Here is a 22,730-nt window from a genome sequence, read left to right as displayed (position 1 = left end):
GACGTACCCCAAACTCGGCCCAGCGGAATCATTCTGCCGGGTGAGTTCAAGGGGTTGAACCATGACCAGTCGATTGCAGAGTAGCGGTATTGCCGCTTTGTCCTTCACCTTATCCGCTGCGGTTCTCGCGCTCGCGCTGACGCCCGGCGTCGCCGCCGCCCAGACCAATTTCCTTGGCGATATCGAGCTCACAGCACCGGGCGATCGCATCGTCGAAGAGCGACGCGTCAACACTGCCGGCGTCGACTTCAACAACGCGGCGGACATGAAGAAGCTGGATGCTCGCATTGGCCGCGCCATCACGGCGGTGTGCGCGGGGCAGGACCTCAGCCTCGTCAAGACTGCCGAGATGCAGTGCCGCCAGGTTGCTCGGCTTTCCACCGACCGCCAGCTCGCTATGCTGCGTAACGAAGCCATCGCGCTTGCCGCCGCCGGTCGCGCCGCTCCGCGCGCAAGCGTGATCGTCGTTGCCGCGCGCTGACGGGGGATGATCGGGACGGCAAGGGGGCGCCGTCCCGATCATCTTCCCGGCTTGACCTACCCAGATGTTTCCGCTTTTCTGACTGAGATGCTTCGTCCCGCCGCCCTCGATGTCTTTGCCGCCAACTGGTGGTTTAGCGTTCACGGCGGCGTGCCGGTGGAGCGCTAAGGGCTTTTCGCCCGATTGAAGCGCCCCGCAGCCCGCCTTCACCGGCGGGTTTTTTCTTGCCTGCCGGTTCCCTCTCCCACCGTCAGGAACCTCCACATGATCATCGTTCTGAAGCCCGAAGCGCCCGCCGACTCCGCCGAGCGCCTCCTCAAGAAGATCGCCGATGCGGGGCTGAAGCCGCTCCACATGCCGGGTGCCGAGCGGGTCGTGCTTGGCGCCCTGGGGGACGAACGGGTGCTGGCTGAACTGGCGCTCGACGGCGACCCGGCCGTGGAAAGCATCAAGCCCATCCTTGCGCCCTACAAGCTCGTCAGCCGCGAACTCCAGGCGCATGACACGCTGGTCGATATCGGCGGCGTGACGATCGGCGGCGACCGGCTGGCCGTGATCGCGGGTCCCTGCGCAGTGGAAAGCGCCGAGCAGCTGCACGAGACCGCCTCCGCGGTGAAGGCGGCCGGAGCCACGCTTCTGCGCGCCGGCGCCTACAAGCCGCGCACCAGTCCTTATGGGTTTGCGGGTCACGGCACCGACGGCCTCAAGATCCTGCGCGAAGTGGGCGACGACCTTGGAATGCCGATCGTTACGGAGGTGATGGATACGGCCGACGTGCCGCACGTCGCGGAAGCCGCGGACTGCCTTCAAATCGGCGCCCGCAACATGCAGAATTACGCGCTGCTCCGCGCGGTTGGGGCTTCCGGGAGGCCGGTGCTGCTGAAGCGCGGCCTCAGCGCCACCATCCAGGAATGGCTGCTCGCCGCCGAATATCTGCTGGCGGCCGGCAACCCCGACGTGATCCTGTGCGAGCGCGGCATTCGCACGTTCGAGCCCGCGACCCGCAACACGCTGGACTTGAACGCCGTCCCCTACGTCAAGGGCAAGACCCACCTGCCGGTAGTGGTCGACCCCAGTCACGGCACCGGTATCCGCGATCTGGTCCCCGCGATGAGCCTTGCCGCCGTCGCAGCGGGGGCGGATGGGCTGATGATCGAGGTCCACCGCGATCCTGCCAAGGCGTGGAGCGACGGCGCCCAATCGCTCTACCCCGATCAGTTTGCCCGGCTGATGGGCGCGATCGGGGCGGTGGCGTCAGCGGTCGGTCGCCAGCTGTGAAGCGCGAAGCGCGGGTGCTCGCCCGCCGCCTGCCCGCCGGTCTCGATCCCCTCGCCGCCTATCGAGCGCTTGGTGGTGGCCGGCCCGCCACCGGCCTGTTCGAGGCGCCGGACGGTCAACGCCTCGTCATGGGCCGCGCCTGTGTGCGGGCGGAGGCGCGGGATGGGACGGTCGTGCTGGAGGCTTTGAACGCCAATGGCGAGACACTACTCGCCGCGGTCGACTCGCCAGCCGCCAGCGAGCGGCGGGCAGATCGCCTGCTGCTGACCTTTGCCAGGCCAAAGAGCGAGGATGCGGCCGAACGCCTGCTCGGACCCCAGCCGTTGCACGCGCTGCGGGCCCTGCTCGACGCAGCGGCCGCTCCGCGCGGGGAGCCGTTCGGTGCCTTGGTGCTGGGCGTCGCCGGCTTCGATCTCGCCGCCTGGGGCGAGACGATGCCAAACGGCCCGCTCGCCGACTTTCCCGAATTCGTCTTCTTCGTCCCCGACACGCTACTGACCATCGCGCCGGGCGGCGCAGCGCGCCTGCTCTGCACCGCCTTCGGCTCCGACGATCGGAACGTAAACGACGCCGCGCTGCGGCTGGAAGAAGGGCTGTCGGCCTTGTCGGCTCCGGTGGAACCGCCGCTAGATCCTCCGCTGGCCACAGACCGTCCAGCAGGCTTCGAACCAGACCTCTCCGATGCCGACTTTGCCGCCCTTGTCACCCGCCTCAAACAGGAAATCGCCGCCGGCGAGGTCTATCAGATCGTGCCCAGCCGCACCTTCACCGGCCCCTGCCCCGACCCGCTTGCCGCCTATGCCCGCCTGCGCGAGGCCGAGCCGGCCAGCTACCGCTTCTTCCTCGCCGACCGCGACTGGACCCTCCTCGGCGCCAGCCCCGAAACCAGCGTCCGCCTCTCGCCCGGCGGGGCAAGTGGGCGAACGGTTGAGGTCAAACCCATCGCCGGCACTCGCCCTCGCGGCCTCAGCCCCGACGCCGACGATCGGATGGAGGCCGAGATGCGGCTCGACGGCAAGGAGCTCGCCGAGCACATGATGCTGGTCGATCTTGCTCGAAACGACGTTGCCCGTGTCTCGCTGCCGGGCACCCGGCGCGTGGCGAAGCTCCTTACGGTGGAGCGCTTCGCCCGAGTCATGCACCTCGTCTCCTCGGTCACCGGAACGCTGCGCCCCGGCTACGACGCGTTCGACGCAATCGCCGCGTGCCTCAATGTCGGTACCCTGGTCGGCGCCCCCAAGATCCGCGCCATGCAACTCCTTCGTGCCGCCGAAGCCAGGCGCCGCGGGCCTTATGGCGGAGCGATCGGCTGGATTGGCGGCGACGGGCGGATGGATACGGCAGTTGTGATCCGCTCCGCCCTGGTGCGGGATGGCGTTGCGGAGGTTCGCGCCGGCGCCGGCGTGGTCCATGACAGCGTGCCGGAAGCGGAAGCCGAGGAGACCCGCGCCAAGGCTTCGGCCCTGCTCGGAGTGCTCAGCGCATGAAGCCCGTCCTCCTCATCGACAATCTCGACAGCTTCACCTTCAATCTGGTCGAAAGCCTCGAGCGGATCGGCGCCGCGGTGCATGTCCGCCGCAACAGCATCGCCGCCGGCGATGCGCTCGCCGAGGCGCAGGCGCTCGGTGCCATCCTGATGATCTCACCCGGCCCCGGCACGCCACAAAGCTCAGGCTGCTGCCTCGAACTCATCGCCTTGGCGAAGGGGCGCGTGCCGCTGGTCGGCATCTGTCTTGGCCATCAGGCCATTGTCGCGCAAGCAGGCGGCACCGTCACCCGTGCGCCCGACCCGGTTCACGGCAAGTCGATGCTCCTCCCTCACGACGGTAGGGGTCCGTTCGCCGGCCTTGCCAGCCCCGCTCGCGTCGCCCGCTATCACAGCCTGTGTACCCGCAACCTGCCGCCGCGCTTCGCCATTCATGCGGAGGTCGATGGCATGGCAATGGCCTTCAGCGATGCCGCGGCCCTTCAGGCCGGATTGCAGTTCCATCCCGAGAGCATCCTCACCACCCACGGCGATGCGATGCTGGTCAATCTCATGGAGATGTTCGGCTAGGCTCCTCGTCCGGGGCCGGATTGTCGTCGGCTTCGGACCCGTGCTGGGCATAACTGCCCTCGTGACCCTCGCGGCCGAAGCGGCGACGCCATTCCTCGGCAGCCTGCTGCGCGGCGGGATCCTGGCCTTCTTCCTTGTCCTGTTCCATGGCCCCTCAACGCCCGCACCCCGGATCGCGCTCCCGCTGACGGGTTGATCGGGCGGCACAATCTGCTATTGGCGCCCTCGTTCCCGGCTTGCCGGAAACACCGTCCGAGACAGTTGGTGCTCCCCTCAGGGAGCTTAATCTCCAGCCGAGACGGGGAAGAGAGTTTCTCGCGTGGGTCCATCCCCCCGCGTTGTCGTGCGTTCATTCGCACGCGCCTCCCAGCCCCACGGACATGAGCTCCCGCTTGGCCCTTCGGCCGTGCGGGTCATGAAGCCGGTCGCCGGTACCTTCGGGTGTCCAGCGACCATTTGTTTGGAGTTGGCATGGATCGCAACGAAAAAGCGGATCTGGTTGCCGAACTGAAGCAGGTGTTTGGCGAGACGAGCGTGGTGGTTGTCACCCGCAATCTCGGCCTAACGGTGGCCCAGTCCACCGATCTTCGCCTGCGGATGCGCGACGCCGGAGCCCAGTTCAAGGTTGCGAAGAACCGCCTCGCCCTGATCGCGCTTGATGGCACCCGCTATCAGCCGCTCGGCGAGCTGCTCAAGGGCCCGACGGCCCTCGCCACGTCCATCGACCCCGTTGCGGCCGCCAAGGTCGCGATCGACTTCGCCAAGACCACCGACAAGTTCGAGGTTCTGGGCGGAGCGATGGGTGACACCGTCCTCGACCTCGCAGGGGTCACGGCACTGGCCGAGCTTCCGAGCCTCGATCAGCTCCGCGCGACCCTCATCGGCACCATCATGGCGCCGGCGAGCAAGATCGCTCGGACCGTGGCCGAGCCGGGCGCGATGCTGGCGCGGGTGTTCGGTGCTTACGCGGCGCAGGATGCGGCTTAAGTTCTTCGTTCTTTTTTACGCACGACAATCTGGGGCCGCTGAGCCCCGCACAGGAGTTTGAAAATGGCTGACATCAACAACATCGTCGACCAGCTGTCGGCGCTCACCGTTCTCGAAGCTGCCGAGCTCGCCAAGGCGCTTGAAGAGAAGTGGGGCGTTTCGGCCGCCGCTGCCGTCGCCGCTCCGGCTGCTGCCGGCGCCGCTGCTCCGGCCGCTGAAGAGAAGACCGAATTCGACGTGATCCTCACCGGCGACGGTGGCAAGAAGATCAACGTCATCAAGGAAGTCCGCGCCATCACCGGTCTCGGCCTCGGCGAAGCCAAGGCGCTCGTCGAAGGCGCTCCGAAGGCCCTCAAGGAAGGCGTCAACAAGGACGAAGCCGAAAAGATCAAGAAGCAGATCGAGGAAGCCGGCGGCACCGTCGAGCTCAAGTAAGCTTCTTGCAAGCTTTTGCGGGCGCCCCAAGCACCCGCAAGCAGGAAGGGGCGGCCTCGCGAGAGGTCGCCCCTTTTCGTGTCACCAGCGTGGATCTCGGGTCCAGCCGTCCCGCGTCGGCCCGGCCCGGTAGGTGACGAACAGCGCCGCACCGACCGCACTGGCGAGAAGGCCGACAACCAGGCTGTCGAACAGCATCAGTCCCCACACCACGGCTGCCGGCTGCCCGAACGCCCAGCTGTGGTTGGCTCCGTGCAGAAGCTGCAGGGGCACGAACAGCGCAGCCGCCACCAGCAGCATCAGCAATGCCGTGGGGATCCGCGCAACGAGGTTCGAGCGCCAGCCCTCCCGGTCACCCAGCAAGGCGCCCGCGACCATCACCATCAGCATGGCCTGGCTAAGCCAGGTGATGGCGGTCACGACCCCCTTGATCAGGGGAACACCGCTCGCCGATCCCAACCACTCCAGCGCGGCGCCCGAGCCGAACAATAGCGCCAGCGCGATGAGGAGGCGGCCAAGATCGGGCAAGGGCATCCGCAGCGCGGCCCGCACCGATCCTGTTGCCCAGAACCGCGCGGTCAGCAGCATGGCGGCCACCAGACCGGCGATCTTGGCAAAGCCGAAGGCCCATCGCAGCGGATGATTCGCCACGGCCATCGCCGCCTCCCTGCTGTCGAACATGCCTAGACTGATCTCGGCAACATGCTGCGCGAACTCGGGCACGATTACCAAGGCAAGAAGAAATGGTGCGGCGCGGAACGCCTTGAGGCTGAGCACCGCGCTGGTCCACAGGCACGACCAGGTGCCGACGGCGGCGCTCGTCAGCTTGCCGGACGAATTCAATGCAACGCTTGCCATCAGTCTTCCCCTTCGTCGTCGGCGCCGGCTTCCCAGCGCAGGATGTCGCCCGGCTGGCAGCCGAGTTCGCGGCAGATCGCCGACAGGGTCGAGAAGCGGATCGCCTTGGCCTTGCCGGTCTTCAATACATTGAGGTTGGGCGCGGTGATGCCGACGCGCTGGGCGAGCTCGGCCTGGGTCATGCGCTTGCCCGCCAGCAGCGCGTCGAGGTCGATGCGGATCGGCATCAGATCGTCAGCTCGGCTTCGTCGCGCAGCCGGGCGCCTTCGCGGAACACCCGGGCAAGCACGAACACCAGCAGCACGGCGATCCAGCCGGTCAGCGCCGGCGACCAGGCAGAGATCTGCTCCCCCGCCGCGCGGTTCATCGCCGCATCGGCAAAGCCGAAAGCGATGTCGCACAGCTGAATGGCGAGCAGGCACCAGGCGACAATCTGCAAGCGATCGGCGTTAGCTGCCGCGAATGGATCGCCGCTCCGCACCGTTTCAAGAATAACGAGAAGATTCCGCAGCAGGATATGCGCGAACAGCATCACTGGCGCGACAATCGCCAGCACCCAGCGCGAGGACGCCAGCAACGCGACCTGGTCCGCATCCGGAAAGACCCGCTGCTGCGTGGCGATGAACTTGGCCTCGGCGACAAAGCTGCCCGCAAGAACGAGAAGCAGGATCGCGCCCACCACTATGTTCAGGATCAGCAGCGCGTTGAGCACCCAGCGCGTGGTCGACAGCATGTGCAGGCTCCTTACCGAATTTCGGTAAGTTGCCTTATCGTTTTTCAATAAGCAAGCATTTAGTTGGTGCGGACCAGCACCGTTGCATGCTTGTCCGCGGCAAAGACCCGCCAGCCGGGCTCCCGCTTCAGCTTGGGGAGCAGACCGTCGTCATGTTCCAGCACTGCCCAGCGGATGCCGTAGCGCGCGACGTCCTCGCGGAATTTCACCATGTCGCCGCGATTGATGTCGCGCGAGCGGAAGGTGAAGTCGTCGCCGTACATGTCGGCTCGGCCATCGATATACGGCCGGATGCCGAGCATCACGAGCGGGCCGCCCTGGCTATATTCGTTGTAGACCGGCTGGCGGCGGATCTCATCCGGCACCTTGGCGAGGAGGGTCAGGGGGTAGCTGCTATGCTCCTTGAACTCATAAGGGATCGCCAGCCGCACGGCGATCAGCAACGCGACGGCCGGCCAGAACCACGCCACACGCTGTGGCGACGGCCGCTCCGCCGCAGCCGGATTGAGCATCGGCAGCACCACCAGCAGCCCGACGATCGCGAACAGCATCTGGTGGCGCGCATGCATGATGGCCATCACCGACAGACCAACCAGCAGCAGCAGCCTGAGCGGCGGCATGGTGCGCCAGCGTTTCGCGATCAGCACCAGAAGCCCGGCAAGGCAGGTATAGAACAAGGCGTCGGTAGGGAGGGTCGAGCGGCGCCATTCGCCGATTACTGCCAGCGCTTTCATGCCGCTGACCTGGAAGGGATAAAGGAAGTCGCTCGGCCCGAACGGGGTGACGAAGGCTGCGGCCGCCATTGCGGCGAGCCCGAACACGACCCAACGGCCAAGCAGGCGGCGATCGCGCGGGTTCTCGATCAATGATTCCAGCGCGAACAGGCCGGCCAGGCCGAACCCGAAGATGTAGCTGGCATGGAGGTTCGCCCACACCACCATCAGCAGCGCGGCGGCCAGCGGCGGGGCGCTGCGCTGCTCGCGCGCCCGGAGCATGATCACGGTCCAGGCTGCAAGCAGGGTCCAGGCTAGCATATGCGGACGCGCGAGGACGAAGGGGAACAGCACGCCGGCGGCGACGCCGACTGCGGCGACGGCCCAGCGGGCCGGCAGGAAGCGGAAGGCCTCTCGGGCCAGCAGCCAGAAGGTGGTCGCCGCCGACAAGGCGAACAGCGCAGCAAGCCCGCCCCAGCCGGCAAGCCAATCGGCCCCGACCATCAGCACTTCGGCCAGCCATTCGTGGGCGGTCCACGCCTTGCCCGGCATGGTGTGGCTGAAGGGATCAGTGGTCGGAACGACGCCGTTAGCAATGATCCACTTGCCGGCGCCAAGGTGCCAGCCGGTGTCTCCATCGAGGAAGAGCTGCCCTGCAAACGCGATCAGCGCGGCGAGCGCCAGAGGAAGCGCCGCCTGCAACGTGGCGGCATGGGCATCGAGCCCGTCCGGCGCGAAGTGATCGGCGGGCCCGTTCTCAGCCGTTGTCGCCGAGCGGGTTCGTTGCCACCAGCCCTTTACCGCCGCACTCGTCACCTCGCCCCACTCCCGTCCCAGTCTTTGGAACGGTGCTAACGAGAGAGCGTCACAAGATGGTTAACGCGTCTGGTCGTTCCCCGGCTGGCCCGTTGTGGTGGTGGTGGCCTTGTCCGGAGGAACAGTGCCATCCTTGCGGTTGGGGTTCTGAACGGTGTTGGGCAGGGCCTGCACGGACGGCGGCGCCGCCTGGCCCCGGTCGGCAGCCGATGGTTCGTTCGCGAACGTCGCCGCCTCCCCGCCGATGGCCAGCGCATTCTGCGAATCGACGCCCTGCGCGGTGGCATTCTCGACCGCCGCGGCGGCCGCCGGGTCCATCTGCGAGGTCGCATTCATGATGTTCTTGTTGGGGTCGTTCGCCCCCGATCCGCAGGCGGCAAGGAACACGAAAGCAGGCGAAACGAGCAGCAGGCGCATGGAAGACCCCTCGAATACATGGCAGGCAAGCGTCTCGCCCCAATGCCTCGGCCTCGCTTTTGGTTGCTTTCCCCTCTTGCAGCCGGCGCGCGGAAAGCTATATGCAGACCTCATCCGACAAACATACCGGCTCCGCCGCATGGGACACCCATGCGCCTGGGGCCTTTCCTGCCCTCTCCGGGACAGGGTCCGAACAGCGCGCGGGCCAAACGAAGTGGAGAGACCAGCGGGAGCAGCGCTCCACTTTTCTTACCCCGGCTGTCCGCCGGGGATCAGCGGAAGCGCGGGTCGCGCCTGCCTTCCGTGTCAAGCGCAGGGACTTCGCATGGCCACCAAGTCGATCGACATTCCGCACAACACCTCTTCGGGGCGCTTCACCAAGCAGCGCCGGATCCGCAAGATCTTCGGCAACATCCACGAGATCAGCGAGATGCCGAACCTCATCGAGGTTCAGCGCGAAAGCTATGAGCAGTTCCTGCGGTCCGATCCGGCGACCGGCTATGTCTCGGGCCTCGAAAAGACCCTGCGGTCGGTGTTCCCGATCCAGGATTTCGCGGGCACCGCGCACCTCGACTTCGACCATTACGTGCTCGAAGATCCCAAGTTCGACACCGACGAGTGCCGCCAGCGCGGGCTGACCTATGCCGCGCCGATGCGCGTCACCCTGCGCCTCACCTCCTTCGAGATCGATCCCGACACCGAGGCCAAGTCGGTGATCGATATCAAGGAGCAGGACGTCTACATGGGCGACATGCCGCTCATGACGGGGAACGGCACCTTCATCGTCAACGGCACCGAGCGCGTCATCGTCAGCCAGATGCACCGTTCGCCGGGCGTCCTGTTCGACCATGACCGTGGCAAGACCCACGCGTCGGGCAAGTATCTCTTCGCCGCCCGCGTCATCCCGTATCGCGGCTCGTGGCTCGACTTCGAATTCGACGCCAAGGACATCGTGAACGTCCGCATCGACCGCAAGCGCAAGCTGCCGGTCACCGCGCTACTGCACGCGCTTGGGCTGACCTCGGAAGAGATCCTCAACGAATTCTACGGCCGCGTGACCTATCTGCGCGGGCCGAACGGCTGGCAGATCCCCTACGTGCCGGAGAACTGGCGCGGTCAGAAGCCGATGTTCGACATCGTCAACGCGGACACCGGCGAAGTTGCTTTCAAGGCGGGCGAGAAGATCACCCCGCGCCGTGCCAACCAGGCCGGCAAGGAAGGCCTCGCCAACCTGATCATCCCGACCGAAACCATCTTCGGCCGCTTCTCGGCCTACGACCTCATCAACGAGTCGACCGGCCAGATCTATGTCGAAGCCGGGGACGAGATCACGCCCGAGAACCTCGAGGCGCTGGACAAGGCCGGCGTCGACCGGCTCGAGCTGCTCGACATCGACTACGTCAACACCGGCCCCTGGATCCGCAACACGCTCAAGGCGGACAAGTCGGAAGACGGCGACCATGCGCTGAGCGACATCTACCGCGTCATGCGCCCCGGCGAGCCGCCGACGCGCGAGACGGCGGACGCGCTGTTCTACGGCCTGTTCTTCGATCCGGAGCGCTATGACCTGTCGGCCGTTGGCCGCGTCAAGCTCAACATGCGCCTTGGCCTCGATGCCGAGGACACGGTCACCACGCTCCGCCGCGAAGACATCCTGGCGGTTGTCAAGGAGCTGGTGAACCTTAAGGACGGCAAGGGCGACATCGACGACATCGATAACCTTGCCAACCGCCGCGTCCGCTCCGTCGGTGAGCTGCTTGAGAACCAGTATCGCGTCGGCCTCCTCCGCATGGAGCGCGCGGTCAAGGAGCGCATGAGCTCGGTCGACGTGTCGACCGTGATGCCGAACGACCTCATCAACGCCAAGCCGGCGGTCGCCGCGGTGCGTGAGTTCTTTGGTAGCTCGCAGCTGTCGCAGTTCATGGACCAGACCAACCCGCTGTCGGAAGTGACCCACAAGCGGCGCGTGTCGGCCCTCGGGCCGGGCGGTCTGACGCGTGAGCGCGCGGGCTTCGAAGTTCGCGACGTGCACCCGACCCACTATGGCCGCATCTGCCCGATCGAAACGCCGGAAGGCCCGAACATCGGTCTGATCAACAGCCTCGCGAGCTTCAGCCGCGTCAACAAGTATGGCTTCATCGAGACCCCGTACCGCGTCGTTCGCGATCACAAGGTCACCGACGAGGTCGTCTATCTGTCGGCGATGGAAGAGGCCAAGCACACGATCGCGCAGGCCAATGCCGAGATCAACGACGACGGCACCTTCGCCGAAGAGATCATCTCGTCGCGCCGCAACGGTGATTTCCTGATCGCCCCGCGCGACCAGATCACCCTGATGGACGTCAGCCCCAAGCAGCTCGTCTCGGTCGCCGCCTCGCTGATCCCGTTCCTCGAGAACGATGACGCCAACCGCGCGCTCATGGGCTCGAACATGCAGCGTCAGGCTGTGCCCCTGCTGCAGGCGGACGCCCCGCTGGTCGGCACCGGCATGGAAGAAACCGTTGCCCGTGATTCCGGCGCCGCCATCGGCGCGCGCCGGGCTGGTATCGTCGACCAGGTCGATGCGACCCGCATCGTCATCCGCGTCACCAGCGAGCTTCGACCGGGTGAAAGCGGCGTCGATATCTACAGCCTGATGAAGTTCCAGCGTTCCAACCAGTCGACCTGCATCAACCAGCGCCCGCTGGTGAAGGTCGGCGACGTGGTCGAGGCCGGCGAGATCATCGCCGACGGTCCGTCGACCCAGTTCGGTGAGCTGGCGCTCGGCCGCAACGTGCTCGTCGCGTTCATGCCCTGGAATGGCTACAACTACGAAGACTCGATCCTGATCTCCGAACGGATCGTGAAGGACGACATCTTCACCTCGATTCACATCGAGGAGTTCGAGGTCATGGCCCGCGACACCAAGCTCGGGCCGGAGGACATCACCCGCGACATCCCCAATGTCGGCGAGGAAGCGCTTCGCAACCTTGACGAGGCGGGCATCGTCTACATCGGGGCCGAGGTCGAGCCGGGCGACATCCTGTGCGGCAAGATCACGCCCAAGGGCGAAAGCCCGATGACGCCGGAAGAAAAGCTCCTTCGCGCCATCTTCGGTGAAAAGGCGTCGGACGTCCGCGATACTTCGCTGCGCCTGCCGCCGGGCGTGGCCGGGACCATCGTCGACGTGCGCGTCTTCAATCGTCACGGCATCGACATCGACGACCGTACCCGCGCCATCCAGGCCGAGGACAAGGATCGCCTCAAGGGCGACGCTGAATCCGAGCGCCGGATCCTCAACCGCGCGACCTTCGCGCGTCTGCAGGAAATGCTCGTCGGCCAGGTCGCGACCGCCGCGCCCAAGACGATCAAGAAGGGCGCCACGCTCGATGTCGAGATGCTGGAAGGCACCGACAAGCACGACTGGTGGAAGATCGCCGTCAAGGACGATGCCCGCCAGGCCGACATCGAGGCGCTGAAGGGCCAGTATGACGAGGCCGAAGCGGCCATCCGCCGCAAGCTCGAGGATCGCATCGGCAAGGTCGAAGCGGGCGACGAGCTGGCTCCGGGCGTGCTCAAGATGGTCAAGGTCTTCGTTGCCGTGAAGCGCAAGCTTCAGCCCGGCGACAAGATGGCCGGCCGTCACGGCAACAAGGGCGTCATCAGCCGCATCCTGCCGATCGAGGACATGCCGTTCCTCGAGGACGGGACGCATGCCGACATCGTGCTTAATCCGCTCGGCGTGCCGTCGCGCATGAACGTCGGACAGATCTTCGAAACCCACCTTGGCTGGGCCGCCCGCGGTCTTGGCAAGCAGATCGGAGAGATGCTCGAAGACATGCACAACCGCGGTTCGGATTTCGCCGGCAAGGATGCCGCCGCGATCCGCGAGAAGCTGAAGAGCCTTTACGGCGAGCAGTATGCCGGCGACATCGACGCCCGTTCGGACGAGAGCGTGCTCGACCTCGCCCGCAACCTGGTCGGCGGTCTGCCGATGGGTACGCCGGTGTTCGACGGCGCGCGCGAGCCGGACGTGTCGGCGGCATTGACCGAGGCTGGTCTTCACACCTCGGGCCAGTCGACCCTGTACGATGGCCGCACCGGTGAGCCGTTCGACCGCAAGGTCACGATGGGCATCATCTACATGCTGAAGCTGCACCACCTCGTGGACGACAAGATCCACGCCCGTTCGATCGGGCCGTACAGCCTCGTCACCCAGCAGCCGCTGGGCGGTAAGGCGCAGTTCGGCGGTCAGCGCTTCGGTGAGATGGAGGTCTGGGCGCTCCAGGCCTACGGCGCCGCCTACACGCTGCAGGAAATGCTGACGGTGAAGTCGGACGACGTCATCGGCCGGACCAAGGTCTACGAATCGATCGTCAAGGGCGACGACAGCTTCGAAAGCGGCATTCCGGAAAGCTTCAACGTGCTGGTCAAGGAAATGCGTTCGCTCGGCCTCAACGTCGAACTCGACAGCATCGACAACGGCGACGAGCCGCCGGCGCTCGCGGCGGAGTGAGGGCTGGCGCCCTCCTCCTTCGCCACAAGAATATGACCTCGAAGCCCGTGAGGGCTCAGGAGTAAGATATGAACGAGCTGACCAACTTCGCGAACCCGGTGGCCAAGCCGGAGACCTTCGACCAGATCAAGATCGGCATCGCGTCCCCGGACAAGATCCGTTCGTGGTCGTTCGGCGAGATCAAGAAGCCCGAGACGATCAACTACCGCACGTTCAAGCCCGAGCGTGACGGCCTGTTCTGCGCGCGCATCTTCGGTCCGATCAAGGATTACGAATGCCTGTGCGGCAAGTACAAGCGCATGAAGTACAAGGGCATCGTGTGCGAAAAGTGCGGCGTGGAAGTGACCGTCTCCAAGGTCCGCCGCGAGCGCATGGGCCACATCGAGCTGGCCGCGCCGGTTGCCCACATCTGGTTCCTGAAGTCGCTGCCGAGCCGCATCGGCCTGCTGCTCGACATGCAGCTGAAGCAGCTTGAGCGGATCCTCTATTTCGAAAGCTATGTCGTGATCGAGCCGGGCCTGACCCCGCTCGAGAAGTATCAGCTGCTGACCGAGGACGAGCTCCTCTCCGCGCAGGACGAGCATGGCGAAGACGCCTTCTCGGCCGGCATCGGCGCCGAAGCCGTCAAGATCATGCTGATGGATCTCGACCTTGAAGGCGAGAAGAAGCAGCTCCTCGAAGAGCTCGCCGTCACCAAGTCGGAACTGAAGCCCAAGAAGATCATCAAGCGCCTCAAGGTCGTCGAAAGCTTCCTTGAATCGGGCAACCGTCCGGAGTGGATGATCCTGGACGTCGTTCCGGTCATCCCGCCCGAATTGCGCCCGCTGGTGCCGCTCGACGGCGGCCGCTTCGCGACCTCGGATCTTAACGATCTCTATCGCCGCGTCATCAACCGCAACAACCGCCTCAAGCGGCTGATCGAGCTGCGCGCGCCGGACATCATCGTCCGCAACGAAAAGCGCATGCTTCAGGAAGCCGTCGACGCCCTGTTCGACAACGGCCGCCGCGGCCGCACCATCACCGGTGCCAACAAGCGTCCGCTGAAGTCCTTGAGCGACATGCTCAAGGGCAAGCAGGGCCGGTTCCGCCAGAACCTGCTCGGCAAGCGCGTCGACTATTCGGGCCGTTCGGTCATCGTCACCGGTCCGGAGCTCAAGCTCCACCAGTGCGGCCTGCCGAAGAAGATGGCGCTCGAGCTGTTCAAGCCGTTCATCTACTCGCGCCTCGATGCCAAGGGTCTCTCCATGACCCTGAAGCAGGCCAAGAAGTGGGTCGAAAAGGAGCGCAAGGAAGTCTGGGACATCCTGGACGAGGTGATCCGCGAGCATCCGGTGCTGCTCAACCGCGCCCCGACGCTTCACCGCCTCGGCATCCAGGCGTTTGAGCCGGTCCTGATCGAGGGCAAGGCGATCCAGCTTCACCCGCTGGTCTGCGCCGCCTTCAACGCCGACTTCGACGGTGACCAGATGGCGGTCCACGTGCCGCTCAGCCTGGAAGCGCAGCTTGAGGCCCGCGTGCTCATGATGAGCACCAACAACATCCTCTCGCCCGCGAACGGCAAGCCGATCATCGTGCCGTCGCAGGACATGGTGCTGGGTCTCTATTACCTTTCGATCGAGAAGGACGGAGAGCCGGGCCAAGGGTCGCTGCTCGCCGACATGACCGAGGTCCACCAGGCCCTCGCCGCCGGCGTCGTGACCCTGCACACCAAGATCGTCAGCCGCGTTCCGCAGACCGACGAAAACGGCAAGCAGTACATGAAGCGCTTCGAGACGACCCCGGGCCGCATGCTGCTCGGCGAAACGCTCCCGAAGAGCCACAAGGTGCCGTTCGAGACCGTCAACCGCCTTCTCACCAAGAAGGACATCGGCGACGTGATCGACGAGGTCTATCGTCACACCGGCCAGAAGGACACGGTCCTCTTCGCCGACGCGATCATGGGCCTCGGCTTCCGCCACGCGTTCAAGGCCGGCATCAGCTTCGGCAAGGACGACATGGTCATTCCTCAGGCTAAGGATCCTCTGGTCGAGGAAACCCGCGCGCTGGTGAAGGACTATGAGCAGCAGTATCAGGACGGCCTGATCACCCAGCAGGAAAAGTACAACAAGGTGATCGACGCCTGGTCGCGTTGCGGTGACCGCGTTGCGCAGGAGATGATGAAGGAAATCTCCGCCACGCCGAAGGGTGACGACGGCCGCGAGCGTCCGGTGAACTCCATCTACATGATGGCCCACTCCGGTGCCCGTGGTAGCCAGGCGCAGATCAAGCAGCTCGCCGGCATGCGCGGCCTGATGGCCAAGCCGTCGGGCGAGATCATCGAAACCCCGATCATCTCGAACTTCAAGGAAGGCCTGACCGTCCTTGAATACTTCAACTCGACCCACGGCGCCCGCAAGGGCCTGGCCGACACCGCGCTCAAGACGGCGAACTCGGGTTACCTGACCCGCCGTCTGGTCGACGTGTCGCAGGACGCCGTGATCATCGAGGAGGATTGCGGCACGGACCAGGCGCTCGAAATGCGCGCCATCGTCCAGGGCGGTTCGGTCATCGCGTCGCTTGGCGACCGCGTGCTCGGCCGCACTACCGCCGAGGACGTGGTCGATCCCAAGACGGGCGAGACCATCATCGAGGAAGGCATTCTGCTCGACGAGGCGATGGTCGCCAAGCTCGAAGCCGCCAACCTCCAGGGCCTCAAGATCCGCTCGCCGCTGGTTTGCGCCAGCCGCCAGGGTGTCTGCGGCAAGTGCTACGGGCGTGACCTCGCCCGCGGTACGCCGGTGAACATCGGTGAAGCGGTCGGCGTCATTGCGGCCCAGTCGATCGGTGAGCCGGGCACCCAGCTGACGATGCGGACCTTCCACATCGGCGGTGCGGCGCAGCTCAACGAGCAATCGAACCTCGAAGCGCCGGTCGACGGCACCATCGAGCTTCGTGACATGCCGACGATCACCGACCCGCGCGGCCGGCACATCTCGCTGTCGCGCTCGGGCGAAATCGCGATCCTCGACATGGATGGTCGTGAGCTTTCGACGCACCGCATCCCGTACGGCGCTCACCTGCTGTGCGAGGGCGGTCACATTGTGTCGAAGGGCGATCGTATCGCCGAGTGGGATCCGAGCTTCAGCCCGGTGATCACCGAAAAGGCGGGCACGATCCGGTTCCAGGACCTGATCGAGAACCGCACCATGACCGAGCAGACCGACGAAGCGACCGGCATCAGCCAGCGCGTCGTCACCGAGGACATGGCGAAGTCGAAGAAGGAAGATCTTCGTCCGCGCCTGACCCTGATGGGCGACAATGCGCAGGAAGCAGGCGTCTATCGCCTGGCGGCCGGCGCCATCGTCGCGGTCGAGGACGGGGCCACCGTGGAAGCCGGCGAAGTGCTCGCCCGCATGCCGCGGGAAGCCGCCAAGACCCGCGACATCACCGGTGGTCTGCCGCGCGTGGCCGAACTGTTCGAGGCCCGCACGCCCAAGGACAAGGCGATCATCGCCCGCGTCTCTGGCCGTGTGCAGTTCCTCAAGGACTACAAGGCCAAGCGCAAGATCGCGATCGTCCCCGACGACGGCAGCGATCCGCACGAGGAACTGGTCCCCAAGAGCCGCGTCATCGACGTGCAGGAAGGCGATTACGTCAAGCGGGGCGACAACCTCGTCGGCGGCTCGCCCGACCCGCACGACATCCTCGAAGCGCTCGGCGTTGTCGCCTTGGCCGAATATCTCGTCACCGAGATCCAAGAGGTCTATCGACTGCAGGGCGTGAAGATCAACGACAAGCACATCGAGGTGATCGTTCGCCAGATGCTGCAGAAGGTCGAGATCACCGACGACGGCGACACCACCCTTCTCAAGGGTGAGCAGGTCGATCGCGAGGAGATGGACGAGATCAACAGCAAGCTCGGCAAGGGTGAGCGTCCGGCCTCGGGCAAGCCGATCCTGCTGGGGATCACCAAGGCGTCGCTCCAGACCCGCTCGTTCATCTCGGCGGCGTCCTTCCAGGAGACCACCCGGGTGCTCACCGAAGCCTCGGTCCAGGGCAAGGTCGATACGCTGAACGGTCTCAAGGAAAACGTCATCGTGGGTCGCCTCATCCCCGCCGGCACCGGGGCGGGCATGAACCGGATGCGGGTTGCCGCGTCGAGCCGCGATGCCTCGCTTCGTGCGGCGCAGCGCAAGCTCGCCGACGCGCTGGTCGCGCCCGACAGTGCCGCTGAACTGCGCGCGGCCGAGAACGCCCAGTCGAACCGCGATGCCTCGGCCTCGCCGTCTGATCCGCTGGGCGAGGTCGTCACCAGCGGCACCGGCACCGACGCCGACGCGGGTGACTATCTGCAGGACTGAGGTTCACCTCCCCTCTCGCTTCGGCGGGAGGGGATGAACTGCCGGAAAGGCCCGCGCCGATCCGGAACACACACAAGAAACCCCGCCGGTTCAGCACCGGCGGGGTTTCTTGTGTCGGGCTTGCCTGGGCTGCTTAGCAGCGCGCCCCGTTGATCGTGTTCTCGGTGCAATTGGCAGCCGAGTTCAGATCCCGCGAGACGCCGCGGACGGTGTTGCAGGCCGAAAGGGCCAGAACACCGCTCATCAGGGCCAGGGTCACGAACTTGCGCATGGGTCTACTCCGTTGAACTAGCGAAACGACCCATGCCCCGATCAGGTATTCTTGTCGACCTCGTTCGCGACCGAGTTCACGTCGGCAGCGGCACCACGAACCGTGTTGCACGCAGCGATGCTCATCGAACCGGCGATCAGGGCCAGGGTCATTACCTTGCGAATCATGGCTGTCTCTACTTGCTTGCGGCTGAACGAACGCCGCAATTGCGGGCCGGGTCCATGACGGAGGCGTTATTTTCTCGGGAGTGTGTCGGCTTGACCGCCGGGGCCCTCGCGGGGCAAGCCGCCTCAGCCTCCATGCGGACGTGGCGGAATGGTAGACGCTGCCGACTTAAAATCGGCTTTCGGAAACGAAGTGCGGGTTCAAGTCCCGCCGTCCGCACCAGCGTTGGAAAGGATCGGTTGCAAGGTTCGCACCGATATGGAGTGAAGAATTAACGTGTCCCGGTGCAAACCGCGGAAATGCTTGGTTCTGTACACGTCCAACCAACCAGTCGGCGAACATGGGGACCGGCAAAGACCGAGTGGCCGGTTATCATGCTGCTCCTGTGCGCCATGGCGGCGTTCATCTGGAACGGCAGCAGCCTTCTGCAGCTTGTTGCCAGCGACCGGGCCAGCGGGCTCGACCCCAGCGTGCAGGTCGCCGCTGCCGCCCTGGTTCTGAACGTCGCGCTGATCCTGTTCGGGTATCGCCGCTACGCCGATCTTCAGCAGGAAGCCGCGCTGCGCGCCGAAGGCGAGCGCAATGCCGCGGTGCAGGCCGCGACCGACAGCATCACCGGCCTCGCCAACCGCAAGGGCTTCGCCGAGGGCGTCGATGCCTTGTGCGCGGCGGCAGTGGACAGCGACCATTGCCTTGTCATCATCTCGCTCCAGATGCAGCGGTTCAAGCGGATCAATGACCGCTTCGGCTTCGACATGGGAGATGCCCTCCTGAAGCGCATCGGGCAGGCGCTGTGCGCTCACGTCCCACCCGGTGCCGTCACCGCGCGCCTTTCGGGCGACGAATTCGCGATCGCACTTGCCAGCCACAAGACCGATCTCGCGTCCGCCGAGCGGCTTGCCGAAGCCCTGCTGCGCGACGTCAGCCGCACCTACGATATCGCCGGTTCCTATGTGCAGGTCGGCGCCATTTCAGGCATCGCGAGGGCCGCGCCCGGCACCGCCTGCCGCGCCGCCGACATCCTGCGCCGTGCCGACATCGCGCTCGACCATGCGCGCAGCTCGCGCGCGGCGCGTCCGACCTGGTTCGACAACAGCATGGAGCGCGCGCTGATCGAGCGCAGCGAGCTCGAGCAGGCGATCCGCGTCGGCATCGAGCACCGCCAGTTCATTCCTTATTTCGAACCGCAGGTGGATCTCGCCACCGGTGCCCTGACCGGCTTCGAAGTGCTCGCCCGCTGGCAGCATCCCAACCGCGGCATCCTCAGCCCCGAGCTGTTCATTCCGGTTGCCGAAGAAATGGGCGTCATCGGCCCCTTGAGCGAGCTGGTCGCCGCGCAGGCGATGGAAGCCGCCCGCGAATGGGCAGGCGACTTCAGCCTGTCGATCAACATCTCGCCGGTGCAATTGAACGACTTGTGGCTGGCCCAGCGGCTGGTGCGCCTGATCACCGAACATGGCTTTCCGGCCGAGCGGCTGATCGTCGAGATCACCGAAAGCTCGCTGTTCGCCGATGTCGATCTTGCCCGCAACCTCGTGGTCAGCCTCAAGAACCAGGGCGTGCGCCTGGCGCTGGACGATTTCGGCACCGGCTTCTCCAGCCTGTCGCATCTGCGCATGCTGCCGCTCGACATGATCAAGATCGACCGCAGCTTCATGGCGACGGTGCACGTCGACCGGGAAAGTGCTGCCATCGTCAAGGCGGTGACCACCCTCGCCCAGGCGCTGTCGATCCCGGTTACCGCCGAAGGGCTGGAGGACGAGGCGACCTATACCAAGGCAGCCGCACTAGGCGCCCGCACCGGGCAGGGCTGGTTCGTCGGCAAGCCGATGGACGCCGACGCCGTTACCGAACTGCTGCACCGCCGCGCTGCGGCTGCTGGCGAGACCCCGCTGCAACAGCAGGTCGGCTGACCCCCTCCCCGCACCCCGTTTGTCCCAAATAGAAACGCCGGAAACCGCTTCCGCACGCCCGCCGTTTGAGCATGGTAAAAACCACGTTAAGGTCTTGCCATGCATCGCGTCCGGGCTGTCGCCCTGCCTTATTCCGTCCGCCTCGGCGGTCCGCATCCCCTGCACTTCGGCGTCGGCCGACGCTGGCTGCTGCAACTATCGCGCCAGCTGCCCGCCGGGCTCGGCCCGGATGCGCGATTGTTCGCCACCGCTTACGCCGCGGGCTTTCTCGCCATCAGCCTGTTCATCGCCTGAGCTGCCGCCGCCGCCGCTAGGGGCAGCCGGCCTCCCGGCACGCCTGGTGCAGCTTGCGGCCGAGCCAGGCGGAGACCAGTGTGCCAGCGGCGACGAGTAGCAGGGTTTCCTGCACCGAAACGCCCAGCCGGACCGCCGCGAACAGCAACACCGTTGCCCCGACCATCGCGCCCGAATTGACGATATTGTTGGCCGCCACCGTGCGCGCCGTCTCCGACTTGGGCACGCTGGTGGTAAGATAGGCGTACAGCGGCACCACGAACATGCCGCCAAAGGTCGCCACCCCGAACAGGGTCGCTACCACCGGCCAGCCTGCCGGCTCGGCCAGAAACGCACGGATGCCAACCAGCTCCGCAAACGGCGTCCAGCTCCGGCTCAGCAGATAGAGCGCCAGTACGCACACCCCCATCAACAGCGCCGACATCGGCGCGAAGCGCGCCGAGACCTCGCCCTTGAGCAGCCGATTGATGATCAGCGAGCCCGTCGCCACTCCCACCGAGAAGATGGCCAGGAACAGCGTCGCCACGCTCTGATCGCCGCCGAACACGTTCTTGACCAGCGGTGGGAATTGCGCCGCCAGCACCGCGCCCATGGCCCAGAAGAAGCTGATCGCCAGGATCGCCACGAACAGCCGCGGCACGTGCATGGTCGCCTTCACCAGCCCGATCGACGCGCGCAGGATGTGCCAGTCGAGCTTCGCCTGCGGCAGATCAGGATCGTTGACGGTTCCGCTGGCCTCGGTCGAGGGGGGCGCCGGCGGCACGAACTGCCCCGCGATCCGCCCGGCCAATGCCACCAGCAGCACCGCCGCCGCCGCATATTCGGCATGATAACGCCCGTCAGGGTCCTGCACGACCAGAAGGCCGCCGAGGATCGTCCCGCCGAGGATCGCGATATAGGTGCCCGCCTCGACCAGTCCGGTGCCGCCCAGCACCTCGTCGCCTTCCAGATGCTGCGGCAGGATGGCGTATTTGATCGGGCCGAAGAAGGTCGAGTGGATACCCATCGCGGTCAGCGCAACCAGCATCAGCGGCACGTTCAGCAGCAGCAATCCCGTCGCGCCGAACAGCATGATCCCGATCTCGGCGGTCTTCACCGCACGGATGATCCGAGTCTTGTCTATCGCGTCGGCCAACTGCCCCGACAAGGCTGACAAGAGGAAGAAAGGCAGGATGAACAGCCCGCCCGCCAGCGCGGAGAAGGCCGCTTCCTGTTCCGCCGAACGGTAGATGCCGTAAATGACCAGCATCACCATGGCGGTGCGGAAGAGGTTGTCGTTGAAGGCACCGAGGAACTGGGTGACGAATAGCGGCACGAAGCGCCGGGTCTTCAGCAGGTGCGAAACATTCTGGATCAAGCTTGGGGCGCCTCGCGCAGCCTTTGGTTGATCAACGGCTTAGCGGCGGTTGGCCGCGCCGCCAACAAGGCCCTTTCGCGTTCGGCTTGTCCTGTCCTAAGACGGGCCCGGATGCTGTCGCTGCCAAACCTTCTTACCTTGTCGCGCATCTTCGCGGTGCCGATCCTGGTGGCTTTGCTGTGGAGCCCGCGGCCGTTCGACTACCTCATCACCTTTGTGCTCTACTGCATCGTCGGTATCACCGATTATTTCGACGGCTATCTTGCCCGCGCGCAGGGGCGGATCAGCCGGCTCGGCCAGTTCCTCGATCCCATCGCCGACAAGATCATGGTCGCAGCGGTAATCCTGATGCTGGTGTCGACCCGCCAGCCCGACGCGATGCCGATCATCCACGGCGTTCACCTCATCCCGGCCGGCGTGATCCTGCTGCGCGAGATCATCGTCTCGGGCCTGCGCGAATTCCTGGCGCCGCTGCACGTCTCCATGCCGGTCAGCAAGCTCGCCAAGTGGAAGACCACCTTCCAGCTGGTCGCCTTGGGCGCGCTGATCCTCGCCGGCGCGACGCCGGACGTGTGGTGGGTCCATGCGACGGGCCTCGTCAGCCTGTGGGCGGCGGCGATCCTGACCGGAGTTACCGGCTGGGATTACCTCCGCATCGGCCTCAAGCACATGGATTGAAAGCAAGCGGGCTTGCCCCACCGCAGGCTGCTCGCTACCCGTTACCTACATTTTTGTCAGGAGGATTACCGCGATGACCAAGCAGGAACTCGTCACCAAGATGCAGGACGCGGGCGCGTTCGTTCCGGGCAAGAAGGTCCGCCTTCACTTCGGCGAAGAAGGTGCCATCCTGCTCGACGGCCAGGCCAATCAGGTCACCGAAGACGCAGAGTCGCCCGCCGACACCACCATCAAGGTCAATTGGAACGACTGGCAGGCGATGTCCGGCGGTCAGCTCGATCCGATGACCGCCTTCATGACCGGCAAGCTCAAGGTCGAAGGCGACATGTCCAACGCGATGCAGCTCCAGGGCGTGCTCGCCAAGCTGCGCTAAGCTGCATTTGATGGGGCCTCGGGCGGCGACACGCGTTGTCGTCCGAGGCTCCGGTTTCCGCCGGACCAAC

General features: G+C 65.5%; 21 protein-coding genes and 1 tRNA gene. 13 read left to right on the top strand and 9 right to left on the bottom strand.

What is annotated here, in order from left to right; translation table 11 throughout:
• The first annotated feature begins 61 nt into the window (after window positions 1-61).
• The 4 genes from ACP69Z_RS06465 (at window position 62) to ACP69Z_RS06450 (ending at window position 3,815) form a co-directional block, all read left to right on the top strand.
• On the top strand, window positions 62-481 hold the full coding sequence (locus tag ACP69Z_RS06465) for a UrcA family protein (protein WP_426266703.1): 420 nt from the start codon (window positions 62-64) through the stop codon (window positions 479-481).
• 264 nt (window positions 482-745) lie between these two features.
• Complete coding sequence (gene aroF / locus ACP69Z_RS06460; RefSeq protein WP_426266702.1) at window positions 746-1,759, top strand: 3-deoxy-7-phosphoheptulonate synthase; 1,014 nt, start codon at window positions 746-748, stop codon at window positions 1,757-1,759.
• The gene (locus ACP69Z_RS06455; protein WP_426266701.1) at window positions 1,756-3,246 is read left to right on the top strand and encodes an anthranilate synthase component 1; all 1,491 of its coding nucleotides are present in this window, start codon (window positions 1,756-1,758) and stop codon (window positions 3,244-3,246) included. The genes aroF and ACP69Z_RS06455 overlap by 4 nt, the downstream gene beginning before the upstream one ends.
• The gene (locus ACP69Z_RS06450) at window positions 3,243-3,815 is read left to right on the top strand and encodes an anthranilate synthase component II (protein ID WP_426266700.1); all 573 of its coding nucleotides are present in this window, start codon (window positions 3,243-3,245) and stop codon (window positions 3,813-3,815) included. The genes ACP69Z_RS06455 and ACP69Z_RS06450 overlap by 4 nt, the downstream gene beginning before the upstream one ends.
• On the opposite strand, the gene ACP69Z_RS06445 is transcribed toward ACP69Z_RS06450, so the two are convergent.
• Window positions 3,796-3,963 carry a hypothetical protein gene (locus ACP69Z_RS06445; RefSeq protein ID WP_426266699.1) on the bottom strand — a complete coding sequence of 56 codons (168 nt, stop codon included), beginning with the start codon at window positions 3,961-3,963 and terminating at the stop codon, window positions 3,796-3,798. The two genes, ACP69Z_RS06450 and ACP69Z_RS06445, sit on opposite strands and share 20 nt — an antisense overlap.
• Before the next feature lie 323 nt (window positions 3,964-4,286).
• On the opposite strand from ACP69Z_RS06445, the gene rplJ reads away from it, so the two are divergent.
• Window positions 4,287-4,802, top strand: a complete 516-nt coding sequence (gene rplJ / locus ACP69Z_RS06440) for a 50S ribosomal protein L10 (protein WP_426266698.1) — start codon at window positions 4,287-4,289, stop codon at window positions 4,800-4,802.
• Window positions 4,803-4,865: 63 nt separating this feature from the next.
• Window positions 4,866-5,237 (top strand): 50S ribosomal protein L7/L12, encoded by a 372-nt coding sequence (gene rplL, locus ACP69Z_RS06435; RefSeq protein ID WP_426266697.1) that lies wholly within the window; start codon window positions 4,866-4,868, stop codon window positions 5,235-5,237.
• An 81-nt stretch (window positions 5,238-5,318) separates the two neighbouring features.
• Here the strand turns inward: rplL and ACP69Z_RS06430 are convergent, their stop codons facing one another.
• From ACP69Z_RS06430 to ACP69Z_RS06410, 5 genes are read right to left on the bottom strand one after another with little or no spacing between them, the layout of a single operon-like run.
• A complete protein-coding gene (locus tag ACP69Z_RS06430; protein ID WP_426266696.1) occupies window positions 5,319-6,095 on the bottom strand; it encodes a hypothetical protein in 777 nt (258 codons plus the stop codon).
• On the bottom strand, window positions 6,095-6,322 hold the full coding sequence (locus ACP69Z_RS06425) for a helix-turn-helix domain-containing protein (protein WP_426266695.1): 228 nt from the start codon (window positions 6,320-6,322) through the stop codon (window positions 6,095-6,097). Before ACP69Z_RS06425 ends, ACP69Z_RS06430 begins: the two co-directional genes overlap by 1 nt.
• Window positions 6,322-6,828 (bottom strand): DUF2975 domain-containing protein, encoded by a 507-nt coding sequence (locus ACP69Z_RS06420; RefSeq protein ID WP_426266694.1) that lies wholly within the window; start codon window positions 6,826-6,828, stop codon window positions 6,322-6,324. The genes ACP69Z_RS06425 and ACP69Z_RS06420 overlap by 1 nt, the downstream gene beginning before the upstream one ends.
• A 59-nt stretch (window positions 6,829-6,887) precedes the next feature.
• Window positions 6,888-8,357, bottom strand: a complete 1,470-nt coding sequence (locus tag ACP69Z_RS06415) for a hypothetical protein (protein ID WP_426266693.1) — start codon at window positions 8,355-8,357, stop codon at window positions 6,888-6,890.
• A gap of 60 nt (window positions 8,358-8,417) precedes the next feature.
• Window positions 8,418-8,774: a hypothetical protein gene (locus ACP69Z_RS06410; RefSeq protein WP_426266692.1), complete on the bottom strand. Its 357-nt coding sequence runs from the start codon at window positions 8,772-8,774 to the stop codon at window positions 8,418-8,420.
• Between the two features lie 325 nt (window positions 8,775-9,099).
• Here ACP69Z_RS06410 and rpoB point away from each other — a divergent pair, with 325 nt between their 5' ends.
• Both rpoB and rpoC read left to right on the top strand, forming a co-directional pair.
• Window positions 9,100-13,269 (top strand): DNA-directed RNA polymerase subunit beta, encoded by a 4,170-nt coding sequence (gene rpoB / locus ACP69Z_RS06405; RefSeq protein WP_426266691.1) that lies wholly within the window; start codon window positions 9,100-9,102, stop codon window positions 13,267-13,269.
• 68 nt (window positions 13,270-13,337) lie between these two features.
• Window positions 13,338-17,609 carry a DNA-directed RNA polymerase subunit beta' gene (gene rpoC / locus ACP69Z_RS06400; protein WP_426266690.1) on the top strand — a complete coding sequence of 1,424 codons (4,272 nt, stop codon included), beginning with the start codon at window positions 13,338-13,340 and terminating at the stop codon, window positions 17,607-17,609.
• Between the two features lie 133 nt (window positions 17,610-17,742).
• Here rpoC and ACP69Z_RS06395 read toward each other — a convergent pair whose 3' ends face one another.
• Window positions 17,743-17,880, bottom strand: coding sequence for an entericidin A/B family lipoprotein (locus tag ACP69Z_RS06395; protein WP_426266689.1), 138 nt, complete (start codon window positions 17,878-17,880; stop codon window positions 17,743-17,745).
• 41 nt (window positions 17,881-17,921) lie between these two features.
• Entirely contained in the window at window positions 17,922-18,047 is a 126-nt protein-coding gene (locus tag ACP69Z_RS06390) for a hypothetical protein (RefSeq protein WP_426266688.1), read from the bottom strand.
• Window positions 18,048-18,181: 134 nt separating this feature from the next.
• On the opposite strand from ACP69Z_RS06390, the gene ACP69Z_RS06385 reads away from it, so the two are divergent.
• The 3 genes from ACP69Z_RS06385 (at window position 18,182) to ACP69Z_RS06375 (ending at window position 20,252) form a co-directional block, all read left to right on the top strand.
• A tRNA-Leu gene (locus tag ACP69Z_RS06385) sits at window positions 18,182-18,267 on the top strand.
• Window positions 18,268-18,419: 152 nt separating this feature from the next.
• Window positions 18,420-19,958 carry a putative bifunctional diguanylate cyclase/phosphodiesterase gene (locus tag ACP69Z_RS06380; RefSeq protein ID WP_426266687.1) on the top strand — a complete coding sequence of 513 codons (1,539 nt, stop codon included), beginning with the start codon at window positions 18,420-18,422 and terminating at the stop codon, window positions 19,956-19,958.
• Between the two features lie 99 nt (window positions 19,959-20,057).
• The gene (locus ACP69Z_RS06375) at window positions 20,058-20,252 is read left to right on the top strand and encodes a hypothetical protein (RefSeq protein WP_426266686.1); all 195 of its coding nucleotides are present in this window, start codon (window positions 20,058-20,060) and stop codon (window positions 20,250-20,252) included.
• Between the two features lie 16 nt (window positions 20,253-20,268).
• Here ACP69Z_RS06375 and ACP69Z_RS06370 read toward each other — a convergent pair whose 3' ends face one another.
• Entirely contained in the window at window positions 20,269-21,606 is a 1,338-nt protein-coding gene (locus ACP69Z_RS06370) for an MFS transporter (RefSeq protein WP_426268058.1), read from the bottom strand.
• Window positions 21,607-21,720: 114 nt separating this feature from the next.
• On the opposite strand from ACP69Z_RS06370, the gene pgsA reads away from it, so the two are divergent.
• Together pgsA and ACP69Z_RS06360 are read left to right on the top strand one after the other, a co-directional pair.
• Window positions 21,721-22,287 carry a CDP-diacylglycerol--glycerol-3-phosphate 3-phosphatidyltransferase gene (gene pgsA / locus ACP69Z_RS06365; protein WP_426266685.1) on the top strand — a complete coding sequence of 189 codons (567 nt, stop codon included), beginning with the start codon at window positions 21,721-21,723 and terminating at the stop codon, window positions 22,285-22,287.
• A gap of 73 nt (window positions 22,288-22,360) precedes the next feature.
• Window positions 22,361-22,660: an SCP2 sterol-binding domain-containing protein gene (locus ACP69Z_RS06360; RefSeq protein ID WP_426266684.1), complete on the top strand. Its 300-nt coding sequence runs from the start codon at window positions 22,361-22,363 to the stop codon at window positions 22,658-22,660.
• Window positions 22,661-22,730: the final 70 nt, after the last annotated feature.

The organism is Sphingomonas sp. LHG3443-2, assembly GCF_049896405.1.
GTDB lineage: Bacteria > Pseudomonadota > Alphaproteobacteria > Sphingomonadales > Sphingomonadaceae > Sphingomicrobium.
This window is presented reverse-complemented; position numbering and strand designations above follow the sequence as displayed.